This is a genomic window from Shewanella frigidimarina NCIMB 400 (genome assembly GCF_000014705.1).
GTDB lineage: Bacteria > Pseudomonadota > Gammaproteobacteria > Enterobacterales > Shewanellaceae > Shewanella > Shewanella frigidimarina.
Genome location: NC_008345.1, coordinates 4,591,385 through 4,605,038, shown reverse-complemented (window position 1 = coordinate 4,605,038; position 13,654 = coordinate 4,591,385). Strand labels below are relative to the sequence as shown.

The window sequence follows — 13,654 nt, the reverse complement described above, 5'->3', positions numbered from 1 at the left end:
GGTGTGATAGGTACTATGTCGTGACCGCAACCCGTTTATCTCAATGACTTATTTTTGAGTGGCCTACCATATTTACGGCTTGATTTTATGTTGCTCAATATCGTTTTCTCAAATGAGGTTTGCTTCATTAGGATGGTGATATTAAATGCATAACTCAGTTATCAGGCCGTGTATGTTTAGTTAACCGACTTATGTAACGTGGTATTTCTGCCACCGCCTAAACCACATAATGCACATAACAATGCTGCAATAACGCATAGCCACAGTGGTCCAGTCCAACTGCTTGTTGTTGTGTGTATTGCTCCGGCCAACATAGGGCCCACTGCAGCTAATAAATAGCCCACACATTGTGACATACCAGAAAGCGATGCGGCTTGGTGCTGGTCGTCAGTGCGTAAACTAATAAACGATAGCCCTAAAATAAAACAAGCCCCAGAGCAAAACCCCAACATTATTGTCCATGCAAATGCAAAGTGTGGTACGTAGAGTAGCCCTAATGCACTGATTGCGCTGAGTACTCCAAGTAAAAAGCTCAATGCACTTTGATCTTTTAATTTAGCCAATAATGGAATTAACACTAAACCTGGCAGCGCTGTCGCAATTTGAAATGCGCCATGATAAGCACCAGCTTGTGTGGCCGAGTGACCCGTGTCAGTCAATATGTTGGGCAGCCAAGTAATAATGATATAAGTTAAAAAAGAGTTTAAGCCCAGTAATAAGGTTATTTGCCATGCAAGTGCATAACGCCACACACTTTTTGACGAAGAAGATAATGGTGCAATACGAGCCGGCTTAGTGTGTTTACCTAATTGCGCCATCCACACAATTATCCCCGCGACCGTTAACATCGCCGCCGAACCAAGCGCTAATTGCCAGCCTAAACCATTGAATTGGCTTAACGGAAATACCAACGCCGAGAACCCGCCAGAAGCCACTCCCATTGTTAGCACGTAAGCCGAGGTCATTAAGGCTACTTTGGTGGCGAAATCACGTTTTATTAGGCTGGGTAATAACACGTTTGCAATCGCAATGCCGATGCCAATAATTGCCGTACCAATAAAAAGCATCGTGGATGAGTCGATAAATCGGGTGCCGATACCCAGCAATATCAAAATAAGTGCTGCAAACAGTGTGTGTTCTAACCCTTGTTTGCGGGCAAATGTCGCCGCCATGGGTGACACAATCGCAAAGGCGATAAGCGGTAATGTTGTTATAAACCCTGCTTGTGAGCCGCTTAGTCCAAAGTGATTAATAATTTGGTCCAGCACAGGAGCAATGCCGGTAAAAGGCGCACGTAAATTAGCCGCAATAAGCAAAATACCTATTACGAGTAATGCACCAGAAAATCGAGATTGCGGTTTAGTATTGTCGGTTTGTAACGTCATTAGCTGCTTTAGATTTCACTTAATAATGGTTGCTAGTATAAAGATTTGCCGAACGATATAATTTAGAGATAGTGACAATAAATAACTGAAAACCGACAAAACTATGTTTGATGCAATTGGTTGGGATGAAATCAAAAATTTTGAGTATATGAAGCAATCCATTATTGCCAAAATAGAGCATGCCTGTGCCAGCCACGAAATTCCGCTGCATACTCACCCAAAAGGTCAGTTAATCTTAGCATTGCATGGTTATGTGACTTGCGAGGTATCGGCAAAAATGTGGATGGTACCAACCCATAGCGCTATTTGGATCCCTGCGTACAAAGTCCACAGTAACCGCGCATCAGATAACGCCAAGTTGTGCCATTTATTTATCGATAGCAATATGGACGGCATGCCACAAAATACTTGTACATTAGCTATTTCGCCATTAGTGAAAGAGCTGATGTGTGAACTTGCTAGTCGCGATCAACATTATCGCTCAAACAGTAAAACGGCACGATTAGCTCAGGTATTACACGACCAATTAATTGATATGCCGATCCAGCATTTAGATTTTGTTCTGTCTAAAAACATGGTTATTCAAGCGATGAGCCAGCAATTGATAAGTCAGCCTCACGACAGAAAAACACTGCCGCAATGGGCTGAACAATTTGCCTTAACAGAGCGCACATTAGCGCGGTTGATTAAGAAAGAAACCGGAATGACTTTTGGCAAATGGCGTACACAGTTGCATATTATTACGTCACTGCAAGCACTGTCAGATAAGCAAAGTGTGCAACAAGTATCAGAGTTATTAGGCTATGAGTCGGTAAGTGCGTTTATTACCATGTTTAAAAAAGTCATGAAAACATCACCGATGAAATACATGAACGAGTTAAATGCATACTGATAATAAGTTTACACAAGTTAGCTAAATCGGTGCTTAGTTACGATTACTCCTTAACTAACAGCTGAGTCATGCGACAACTTCAGGTGATTTTTTGAGGAAGGTTACCAGTTTGTGGTGGTTAAGTTACAATAAGTGTCTTTTTTGGCATTTTTTGCGTGATCTAGGTGCCAATTTTGTTATTTAGAAACACCTGCTAACGACAGTCATATATTATTTCTGATAATTGACCGAATGACGTGTTCTCTTATATCAATAATTACCTACTGAATAAGTTAGGTATTGCGCCACACTCGGTAATCACTGATCATTTTTATTGGAGATATCATCGTGAAACAAGTTGCCTTTCGTTGGATAGATAAGTATTTAATTAGCGTAAAGTTACATGAAAATTTTCTTGTTCTTTTTTTTACTGCTGTGCTTGCCGTTGTCGTCATGGGCATTTGTTTTGCTGACGCGGCGTCTTCACAAAGAACAATAGAAGCACAAAAACAAGTTGATGTGATTGCCCAATTGGCATCGGCGACTCAGATATCAGCATCTGATCTGGCGCCCTTACTGCAAAATACAGCGATTAATATTGGCCTTAATACTGATATTTCGGCTCAGGTTTCAGGGCAAGACTATTCATTAAGTTATGTTGATGACACTAATTTTCTGACTGGGTTAGGTTTATGGCACATCACTGCCATTAGCTTGAGTTTATTGTTGATGTTTGTTTGCTCTTATTATGTAAATACCTTCATCGGTGGCAGTCTATTCGATATTTATGGAGCATTGAAAAGGTTGGCCGAAGGGGATCTTGCATCTCGTATTGGTTATGCGCCTGCGCGTAATGAATTTAATTTGATTGCAAGAACCGTTGATAGGGTCACTGAACGTGAACATCTGTTGGTGAAAACCACTCAAGAAGCAGTTGCTTTGATCCAACAAATTAGTGCTCAGTTACGTGTGCGTAGTGATGAAAATACTCAGTTGGCCAGCGTGCAGCAAGACCGCATTGATTCGTTAGCCAGTGCAACGGAAGAAATGGCAGTGTCGATTCGAGAAGTCGCTAGCCATGCTCAAGAATCATCTACGCAAATATCGCGTGCAACGGAGAAAACCACACAAGGCCAAGCTCAGATCAAAAAAACCTTGGTTGAGATTAATCAATTAGCAGGGGAAGTACGTGGTACCTCAGTTGCTGTTGCAGAACTTGATTCTAGCGCGACTGAAATTGGTGAGGTTATTGCAACGATTAATGCCATTTCTGACCAAACCAACTTGCTAGCCCTTAATGCTGCTATTGAAGCGGCAAGAGCAGGCGAACAGGGACGTGGATTCTCAGTGGTTGCAGATGAAGTAAGAACCTTAGCGGGAAGAACTCAAGCTGCGACCGTTGAAATTCAAAAAATTATTGAAACGCTACAAACCAATAGCCGTGGTGTGATGAACGTGATGGCGAAAACGGTAAAAGAAGCTGAATCAAGCGAACAGTTAATGACAAGTGCAAGTCAAAATATTAGTGAAATCGCAGAGCAAAACCAGCATATTTCAGATAGAAGTTTGGAAATTGCAGCCGCTGCCGAGGAACAAGGCGCTGTGGCTGATAATATTGCCAGTGATGTTGATTCTGTCAGAAGTAGTTCTATTCAAGTGATGGAGTTAGTGAATATGACAGCAAAAGAAATCGAGAGTTTGAGCCGTCAGGCGGATGTGCTGGAAGGTTTGATGAAGGATTTGATTATTTAAGGTTTATTGGGCGGGGTTATTTAGATTGGCTACATGTTTGTGTTGCTGATCGTAGGGCCACCTAACTCTTTTCGGTGGCCACTCCGTTTCTACAAGCAATACGAACATCAATACGATAACTAGTAGAACAAAGCCTCAGCATTAATGCTGAGGCTTTGTTGTTTACAACAGGTTGATTATTATTCAGTTAAAACTGAAAACATCTATCTTAGAAACAATGCCGATTAGAAGGTGTAACCGACATCTAAGCTCAGTGAGCGGCCTGATGCTGGCACTCGTCCTGCTGGAGACACATCTAAGCCTCTAAAGTAGTACTCGTTATCAAATAGGTTGTTGACCGACAATCCCACCTTTAAGCCGTGATTATCTTGCTTGAAAAACTCAGTCGCAATATTGAAATTAACCACGGTATACGCAGGCACTTCACCCGATGTGCCTGATACATCTTCTTCAACACTATTAGCAAGATCAGCGAATGACTTGCTGTAATAGAACGCCATTAATCCTAAATCGACATCTTTAATGCTATATAAAGCACTGGCAGAAAGTTGATGCTTAGACACATAAGCCAATTCGTTACCTGCAAACTCGCCATCAAGTTGTTCGGTATCTAAATAGTTGTAAGCGCCGGTTAGAACCAGATCTGGCAGCGACATAGGTGAGTAAGTGCCTTCTAGCTCAATACCTTGGTTACGAGTTTGGCCAATATTGACGAACATACTGACGTTTCTGTCGTATTCGACTTTATTTTCAAAATCGATACGATAAGCGGCAATACTTAAGTTACTGCGCTCTGTTGGGGTAAAACGTACCCCAGCTTCATAGTTCCAAGATAGCTCTGATTCAAGGGTTTGATCTTTAGGCCATAATTGCGAAATTTGTGGTGTTCTCAATGAACGTTGAGCATTGGTATACCCAAACCAGTTTGAACTGAACTCATAACCCAAGGTGATGCCGGGAAGCCACTCGGTCACGTGATTATCTTGGCTATAGTCTTGTCCAACATTGGTGAAGGTCATGCGGACATCTTCATATCTTATGCCAGGAGTAACCGACAATGTGTCGTCAAAGAATCCCACTTTATTACTCACATAATAGGCCATGGCATTGGTATCCATTTGCCAGTCACGCGGACGAGTTGCCGTTTGAGTCGACTTGTCTATGTGGTTGAGTTGGTAGCTAATGTCTTCATTAATATAACGAGCACCTGCGATAATGTGCTGACTAATATCGCCATCAATAAGCAGGCTTGCCGTTGGCTCAATGCCAAACACGGTAAAGTCTCGCGGAGAGTTACGCAGATGAGTAGCATCCTGGGTGGTATCGCTCCAGCTTGTGCCTAAATTGCCATCGGTGTCTTTGCTTGAATCATAAAAATCCCACTGAAAGTTACGTGAACTTTTATTACCAAATACTCTGAGATCAATCTCACCATAATCGATAATTTTAGAGTCGTCGAGAACATGGCTATATTTCAATGACACTCGTTTAGTATCGGCATTAAACTCATCATTAGGGCGTAGGGATTGCTCGCGATCGGCTTCATAAGCGGGAGTATTTAATGCACCCGGTAGCTCAGAAAAAGCATCGTAATATTGCAGCGTGGCATCTAAGCTGTTTTGCTCATCGATATTCCACAGGGTCTTTAACATTAGGTTTTTAATGTCAGTGTCGGAGTGTTCACGAAACGACTCCCCTTTGGTGATGTTGCCATCAAAACGCATTGAAAAATCTTCATTAACCGCGCCACCAGTGCTGATGTTGGTATCAAATAATGTATTACTGTCGCCAAAGAAGGTCATGCGCTCATTAACGCTGGTTTCCCAGTCGGTTGGGATTGGCTTTGAAATAAGGTTGATTACGCCGCCAACGTTGTTAGGACCATACTGAATCGATGCTCCGCCACGTGCTACATCGATTCTATCTATCATGAATAACGTGGCAGGGAATAATGACTGGCCAGTGTGCCCATATGGCGCAAGCGTCATTGGGATCCCATCGAGTAAGACTTGGGCGTAACCACTGCGGCTGCTGTCTAAGCCTCGTACTGATATGTTAGGTAAAACCCCAGTTCCAGTCTCGTCTTTAATTTTAATCCCAGGAACTTGTTGTAATGCAGTGTCGATTGATCTGGCTGCAGTACGCTCTATTTGATCTGAAGTAATGATTGAGCGGTTACCGGTATACGTTTTTAAATCAGCAACTTCAGAATTACCTAATAAGCTCCCTGTCACCACAATGATTTCAGGTTTGGCTTCTGTCTGACTTTTGTCGTCAGCAACTGCCGCCGAGCTAGCAAAACTTGCTGCAATGGCTATTGCTATGGTGGTTAAAGTGAATCTGGATTTTTCAGTTAACATGCATATTCCCTATGTTTCGTTTGGTCTGTTCTAAAGTGATAAGTTGGCGATAAACGTTTCAAAGACCATTCCTCGATCTTCAGCAATCTCAATTTTCAGTAATCAAGGATGCTTTGGCGTAAACAAGTGTGTTGTTTACGCGTGTTATCGATGGCGCAATTTGGAGTATTTATTGATGGGAGGAGAAAGGGCTGAGTTTACGATTCCGAAACTAGCCTGTTGGGGACTTGATTCTAAGTTCAATGAGCGAGAGGTAAACATAATGATCAAAGCATATTTTGGTATCGATTTTGATAATTATTCTCATTTGTGAGGTGACCGTCAAGGTACGTACCAGTGCTTATGGTGTTCTTACTGTAAAGCTCTCTGCTCTAATAAAATGTTTAAGATATTTTTCTTAATTTAATCAATGCAATGAGGTGTTTTTGATTCATTACTTTTATGAATGTAAACTTTCAGTAAATAGCCAGTAAGTGTGAGCTTGACGTACTAAATGTCATTAATAGCTGGGTAATTCACTCAGACTCGTTTCCATTAAAATAGAGGATGTTCTTATCGACCTGTTTTTTAGTAAAGATTTGTATTTAAAGATTTTTATCTCAAGCAAGTGATGTTACTGAGGCTCTGATGCTATTCGAGAGCGGTGAGTGATAGACACTGTGTAATTGTTGAGTATTGGGAATCAGTTATGACACCAAGATTGGATTTCGTCAGTCACTCATTTGTCTAGTTGAGGCGTTTATTATCCCGAGCAGAGTTTATTTATCAATTGGATAGCAGATTAAGGCTTGATTAACTCAGGATGATTAAGAAACACCGTTAAGCGTTTTTGTTCATTGAGGGTAAATTGCTGTTGTTGATATTGTGCTAAAGCCTGTTGCTGTTCCGTGTCTGACAAATTGGCGATTTGTTGTTGGTATTCTTGGTATAAGGTAATTTTATGTTGCCAATTTAGATTGGTATTTTGAGTTGCCTGTACTCGTTCAATCACTTCTTGGCTCATCTCTGCGTTTATTCCTGTGGTTAGGTTAGGGGGAGATGCTTCGCCATGTTTTGGTGTTCCCTCTAAATAAGCGCTGATATCATTGGCCATCAATGTTGGCGTGATGGCTTGGCGTTCTTCTTCATCTAGTTGGCTGATTTGATGAGCGAGTAACTCCGTTTTTTGTTCTATGGTTAAACTACTATCTTGTCGAATTCTCAGTCGCTCAAATGCTTGTTGATCATACTTGTTGTCTTTGGCAAAAAAAGCGTCTATTTCGAGTTCCGAAAAATAGCTTTGCTGCAATAGATGAGCCTGTTCGATAAAATCAAACGTCATGGTTAAATCAATATCACCGTCTATTGCTGGACTGGCGTCTTTTAGAGAAGATATCGCGATTTTATAGTTACGGTAGCGCTGAAACAATGCTGCAAGTTTAGCGTGCGCATCGGCACTAAGGTCAAGTTTACTGGCCAATGTAGACAATAGGTTTTCTAGCGAGGTTGCTTTATCTTGATGCTGCAAAATGATGTCGTCAAAATCCCAGCGTAGCGCTTGAGATAATAGCAGTGGCTGTCCCAATTTCTCAGTGCCGATAGGCTCATTTATTTCTGTCGTTTCTGGTGTGAATAATGATGAGTTATGCTGAACGGTAGGTAATTTATCATAGGCCAATAGCTCTGCTTGGTATTGGTGTTTATTCATCAATGAAGCTGTGAATAACACGATAAAAAGGGTGAGCAAAAGTATGCCCACCCATAATCGCGGATTTTGAGATAGTGAAAATCCACTTTTCATCTTGTTTATAAACCTAATTGCTGTAAACGATTGAGATGTTGGCGATATAGGGTTTCTGGATTCGTTTCAAACCAACTAACTAGACCCAACGTTTGGTTTACTTCATCTAAGTGGTTCATTTTATAGTTGTCTTTAATCACTTTACCTAGATGAGAACTACAGCCTGATACAAGGCCATCGTTAGGTTCACCAAAAACTAGGCTGGTTAAACTTAGTGGGTAATCCGATGGATCAACAACATGAGTTAATGGGCTGGTACCCGACCAGGAGAAATAATACACGCCATTATTTGCTAGTTGTTGGCCCTGACCACAATATTGGCTCGGAATACCTTCAGGATAAGCTTGGTTAAATGCAATAGATCCTTGGGTGGTTAGGGATGTCATCGCTGCGATGCTATCCGACGGTAGGCCGTTATTACCTGAGATGCCAGAAATAATACCTGCTAACAAGTTAATGCCTTGTTGTGCAAGGTATTCTGTATTGGAGTTTACGGGAATTATCCCACGAGCTAAATCGGCAACACGACTGCCCCAGTTAACACCACCAATTGATGTTGCCGAAGCCACCATTTCTGGGCTAACACTTGCGACATAGCGAATCGTTGGACCACCATGGCTATGGCCAATTAAGTTAACTTTTTCTGCCCCTGTTTGTGCTAGTACTGCTTGAACAAAAGTACGCAACTGCTCCCCTCTGACTTCGCTTGAATTAGCGGGTGACACGCTAGCAACAAAAACTTGAGCGCCTTGCTGACGTAAGGTTTGCGGTATTCTGTAAAAATAATCTACACCCCAAATATCATCAAAACCAAATAAACCGTGAACGAGTACCACAGGGTATTTTGTTCCTTGGGCATAGGCTTGTTGTGGTGAAAGTGACAATAGCGTAATACCTGCTAAAAATAATGCGCTAAGTGTTGCGGATTTAACCTGAGATACCTTTTTTAATATTTTTAACATACTGGTTTTCATCATTTATCCTCCCCAAAGGTGCAATGATGTATTGCATAGAATGTTTAAGTCTTGTTGGATCCCGATTCTATTTAATGCTTGATCGAGTAAATTAGTATTAACGTATGTTTAACAACTTAACAAGGGTTAAAAATTGTACAGTTATGTTAAGAGACACAGATTTTTTGCTGTTTAAAACAACTCTATTGGTTGCTTCTTATGTATCATCTTCATTATTGATGTTTTTAATACGACAGAATGGTTGGGTTATTTTTTTTGATAATGAGAAATAAACATGTAATGAGTATGCAGACATTTTTGAGGGGGCAATATTCGATGGTCGTAAAATCAAACGAACAACACGGTCGTTTTTCATTCTCCTTGTGTGCTATTTGGATATATCAATAGATTAAAATGTTATAGGTGCTGGTGGATTTTATTGATGAATACTTGTGCAAAATTTTGGCGTTCTGATATCGTTCGCGAAATAGAGCATAGGGTTGTGTACCAAGACATTTTGCCGCAATAACCGCTCTGAAACTTGCATATTAACGCTGTATTTTTTAGGTAGCCTATTATGGTTAGCTTACTGAGTTGTGGAACTTCGGCCTCATCTCACATTGTAAAAAAAGCGCTAACGCGTTTGTCGTTAGCCATGGCCGCAGGGCTTTGTTTTAATCTTGCTGCACAAGAACCCACACCACCCATTATTACCCCCACATCGCCTAGCGTAACCATACCGCTGCAAACTTATGCAGATGAACAAGCGATAGTGAAATCAGCTAATAACCTGAACACAGAAACCAAAGTGCGTTTTGCTAAAACGGCTAACTTTGACTCTGATACAGTGGTTAAAATTGCGCGTAAATTAGCGCAAAAACCGTATGTAGAACTTAAAGACCCATTACCGCCAGGGTTGGCTAAAATATCTTACGATGAATACCGCGATATTCGCTTTAAGCCAGAAGCTTCTATTTGGAAAGCCGAAGGTTTGCCATATCAAATGCAGCTCTTTCATCGGGGTTTTTATTTCCAAGACTTGATTGAAATTGCCTTAGTTGAAGGTAAGCAAGCCAGCCATTTAGCCTATAACTCAGAGTTTTTTACTGCAGGTGATGTGTTGAGTCAGCGTTTGCCGACCCAAGATATTGGCTATTCTGGTCTACGCATCCATTATCCACTCAATAATCCTGCATATTTTGACGAGCTTATGGTATTCCAAGGGGCGAGTTATTTCCGCGCTTTGGGTAAAGGCAGCGATTACGGCTTGTCTTCAAGAGGATTAGCATTAAATACCGCAGAACCGGAAGGCGAAGAGTTTCCAATATTTAGGGCATTTTGGGTTGAACGGCCAAACACCGACAGTAACTTAATCGTGGTGCATGCCTTGCTAGACAGCCCAAGCGTGGCAGGGGCATATCGATTTTCTGTTAGACCTGGCGAAAACACCCATATCGATGTGGAAGCGACGCTATTTCCACGTGTGGATTTAGTTAAAGTCGGTTTAGCGCCTAGCACCAGTATGTTTTTACATTCAATGAATGGTCGTCAAAACACCGATGACTTTAGACCAGAAGTACATGATTCTGACGCGCTATTGATCTTAAATGGTCGCGGTGAGCGTTTATGGCGTCCGCTGGCTAATCCAAAGCAATTGCAAGTCAGTGCCTTTATGGACAACTCGCCACAAGGGTTTGGCTTAATTCAACGTGAACGTAGTTTTGATGCGTATCAAGATCTCGAAGCCCACTACGAGCGTCGCCCAAGTTTATGGGTAGAACCGGTCGGAAATTGGGGCGCGGGTGAGGTTGTGTTAACCGAAATTCCAACAGACTCTGAAATTCATGACAACATAGTTAGTTACTGGAAGCCTAAACAACCTATCGCAGCAGGTAGCGAGTTTCATTTTACTTATCGGTTAATTTGGGGCAGCGAGCCCGAAGTTGATGATGGCACTGTTATTGTGGCCCGTACCGCCAGTGGCCGCGCTGAAATCGCTAAAGCCACACCGAGACGTTTGTTTGTTATTGACTATCAAGTTAAAGAAGGTAATAACGATGAAATTCCGGTCGCCAAAGTGCAGAGTTCAGCGGGCGTCGTGACTAATGTGGTGGTGTCTCGTCAGCCTAAAACCAATGGCTACCGTTTGGCGTTTGAAATGGATCCACAAGATGCTGAATTGATCGAGCTACGTGCTGAGCTTAAGTTTACTGGCCCACGCGATGTCGAAACTTGGCTTTATCGTTGGACGCTTTAAGCATGAACATGATTCAGCCAGATGCTGACATTAGCACTGTCGACCCTACGTTGGTCGGTGGTGCAGCCATGCCGCTAGAACGACCAAGCCCAATGGAAGCGCAAAGTTTACGTGCGTTGTCCGATGGTATGCCACGCAAGAGCATTATCGCCGATGGCGTAAAGTCAGATGGATTACGCCGTCTGTTAGTGGTTGGCAGCGCTTCTATTATGTCGGTGATGGCTATATACGAGATGGTGTCGGTATTTAATGTCGGTGGCGTAACGCCACTTGAATACATCGTTTTAGTGTTGTTTGCGGTTAACTTTTGTTGGATAGCATTGGCATTTAGTGGCGGCATTGCCGGCTTTATTATGCTACTTAAAAAGCCTGCGATAGAAACGGCCGAACGTATAAAGCTGCATACCCGCACCGCGATATTAATGCCGACATATAACGAATCACCCGATCGCGTTTTTGCTGCAGTTGAAGTGATGGCGATGGCATTGGTTGCATCCGGCGAAAGCCATGCGTTTGACTGGTTTATATTAAGCGACACTACTGACCCCGATATTGCGTTGGCAGAAGAACAGGCATTTTTAATATTGCGCCATCAAGTGAGCAAAGATGCGCGGGTGTATTACCGCCGTCGACGTAAAAATGATGCCCGTAAAGCCGGTAATGTGGCCGATTTTTGCAAGCGTTGGGGCGCCCGATACGACCATTTGTTGGTGCTAGACGCTGACAGTTTAATGGAAACCCACACTATCCTCAGTCTCGCTCAGCGGATGCAGGCTGATCCCGATGCTGGGCTTATCCAAACCATTCCGTATTTAATCAATGGCAACACCTTAATGGCGCGACTACAGCAATTTGCTGCGCGAATTTATGGTCCGGTTATTGGTACTGGTTTATCTTGGTGGACCCATAAAGAAGGTAACTTTTGGGGCCACAATGCCATTATCCGCACCCAAGCCTTTATGAGCGCAGCAGGGTTACCCAACCTTGCAGGTAGACCGCCATTTGGTGGCCATATTATGAGCCACGACTTTGTCGAGGCTGCGCTCATTCGACGTGCTGGTTGGAGCGTGGTCATTGCCGCAGGCCTTCCAGGGTCTTATGAAGAATGCCCACCGTCTATTGTCGATTTAGCGGTGCGCGATCGCCGTTGGTGCCAAGGTAATTTACAACACTCACGGGTGTTGTTTAGTAAAGGATTACATTGGGTTAGCCGCTTACATTTACTCACTGGGATAATGGCTTATTTATCATCGCCATTTTGGTTAATGCTGATTTTGTCGGGCTTAATGCTGGCATTACAAGCACACTTTATTCGCCCAGAGTATTTTACCGATCAATTCTCTTTGTTTCCCACCTGGCCAGTAATGGACTCAGACCGTGCACTACGATTGTTTTATATCACCATGGGCATATTGTTTGGTCCTAAAATTCTTGGGATCATATTGTTACTGAAAAATAGCATCATGAGTAAGCAATTAGGTGGCAGAGGTAAAGCCATGATTAGCGTGGTAGTTGAAGTTATATTGTCGGCACTGATTGCGCCAATAATGATGCTTATCCACTGCGGTGCTGTGATGTCTATTTTAGCTGGACGCGACAGCGGTTGGGCGCCACAACGCCGTGATGACGGCAGCTTACCTTGGCTAACACTGATTTATCGTCATCGTTGGCACATGTTAATTGGTGCGTTATTAGGTTACGCCGCAGTGCTTGATTCGCTTACCTTATTGGCGTGGATGAGCCCCGCGTTAATTGGTTTATGGCTTGCTGTACCGCTTTCTGCCATGACAAGCTCAGAGCGATTTGGTTTATGGGTAAAAGGCTTAGGTATTTTGGCCACGCCAGAAGAAGTGAGCGCGCCGCAACTTAGTGTAGACTCACAAGCGCGTCGTGCTGAATATGTGCAAGCCATCGCTGAGCCGTGGACCTTATCAAGGCTACTGCAAGACCCTGCATTAATGGCGTTACATTTAGCCCTTATTGACAAAAAGCCACATCGCTTGCCTGGTTCAGCGGTTGAATCACTCGAAGCCATCACCCGAGTTAAAGTGCAAGAAGCACAGTGCCAGCACAACATTGTAAAGCTGTTTACCCGTCAAGAATTGGCATATTTACTGGGTAACCCTTTATTGCTAAAACAGTTACAAAAGCTGCCAGAGCAATATGTCACCGAAGGTATCGTGTCCTTCTGTTAGGTGGGTTTAATTCAGATTGAAGAGCTAATAACAAACATGGCCTCTAAATTAAAAGTTAAATATCATGTTTGTTAGACGATATTTGTTATACAGTTATTTTT

8 protein-coding genes are annotated in these 13,654 nt (G+C 42.7%); 4 read left to right on the top strand and 4 right to left on the bottom strand.

Going from position 1 to position 13,654, the window contains the following annotated elements; translation table 11 throughout:
• Positions 1 to 176 precede the first annotated feature (176 nt).
• Positions 177 to 1,385, bottom strand: a complete 1,209-nt coding sequence (locus tag SFRI_RS19825; protein ID WP_011639263.1) for an MFS transporter — start codon at positions 1,383 to 1,385, stop codon at positions 177 to 179.
• Between the two features lie 103 nt (positions 1,386 to 1,488).
• On the opposite strand from SFRI_RS19825, the gene SFRI_RS19820 reads away from it, so the two are divergent.
• Both SFRI_RS19820 and SFRI_RS19815 read left to right on the top strand, forming a co-directional pair.
• Complete coding sequence (locus tag SFRI_RS19820) at positions 1,489 to 2,277, top strand: AraC family transcriptional regulator (protein WP_011639262.1); 789 nt, start codon at positions 1,489 to 1,491, stop codon at positions 2,275 to 2,277.
• 327 nt (positions 2,278 to 2,604) lie between these two features.
• Entirely contained in the window at positions 2,605 to 4,008 is a 1,404-nt protein-coding gene (locus tag SFRI_RS19815; protein ID WP_011639261.1) for a methyl-accepting chemotaxis protein, read from the top strand.
• 224 nt (positions 4,009 to 4,232) lie between these two features.
• On the opposite strand, the gene SFRI_RS19810 is transcribed toward SFRI_RS19815, so the two are convergent.
• The 3 genes from SFRI_RS19810 to SFRI_RS19800 all read right to left on the bottom strand — a co-directional run bounded on the left by SFRI_RS19810 (position 4,233) and on the right by SFRI_RS19800 (position 9,125).
• Positions 4,233 to 6,368 carry a TonB-dependent receptor family protein gene (locus SFRI_RS19810; RefSeq protein ID WP_011639260.1) on the bottom strand — a complete coding sequence of 712 codons (2,136 nt, stop codon included), beginning with the start codon at positions 6,366 to 6,368 and terminating at the stop codon, positions 4,233 to 4,235.
• A 781-nt stretch (positions 6,369 to 7,149) separates the two neighbouring features.
• Entirely contained in the window at positions 7,150 to 8,055 is a 906-nt protein-coding gene (locus SFRI_RS19805) for a lipase chaperone family protein (protein ID WP_167526101.1), read from the bottom strand.
• A gap of 98 nt (positions 8,056 to 8,153) precedes the next feature.
• Positions 8,154 to 9,125, bottom strand: a complete 972-nt coding sequence (locus SFRI_RS19800; RefSeq protein ID WP_011639258.1) for an esterase/lipase family protein — start codon at positions 9,123 to 9,125, stop codon at positions 8,154 to 8,156.
• 553 nt (positions 9,126 to 9,678) lie between these two features.
• Between SFRI_RS19800 and SFRI_RS19795 the strand changes: the two genes are divergently transcribed.
• Together SFRI_RS19795 and mdoH are read left to right on the top strand one after the other, a co-directional pair.
• Entirely contained in the window at positions 9,679 to 11,358 is a 1,680-nt protein-coding gene (locus SFRI_RS19795) for a glucan biosynthesis protein G (protein WP_011639257.1), read from the top strand.
• Positions 11,359 to 11,360: 2 nt separating this feature from the next.
• Positions 11,361 to 13,553: a glucans biosynthesis glucosyltransferase MdoH gene (mdoH, locus tag SFRI_RS19790; RefSeq protein ID WP_011639256.1), complete on the top strand. Its 2,193-nt coding sequence runs from the start codon at positions 11,361 to 11,363 to the stop codon at positions 13,551 to 13,553.
• Positions 13,554 to 13,654: the final 101 nt, after the last annotated feature.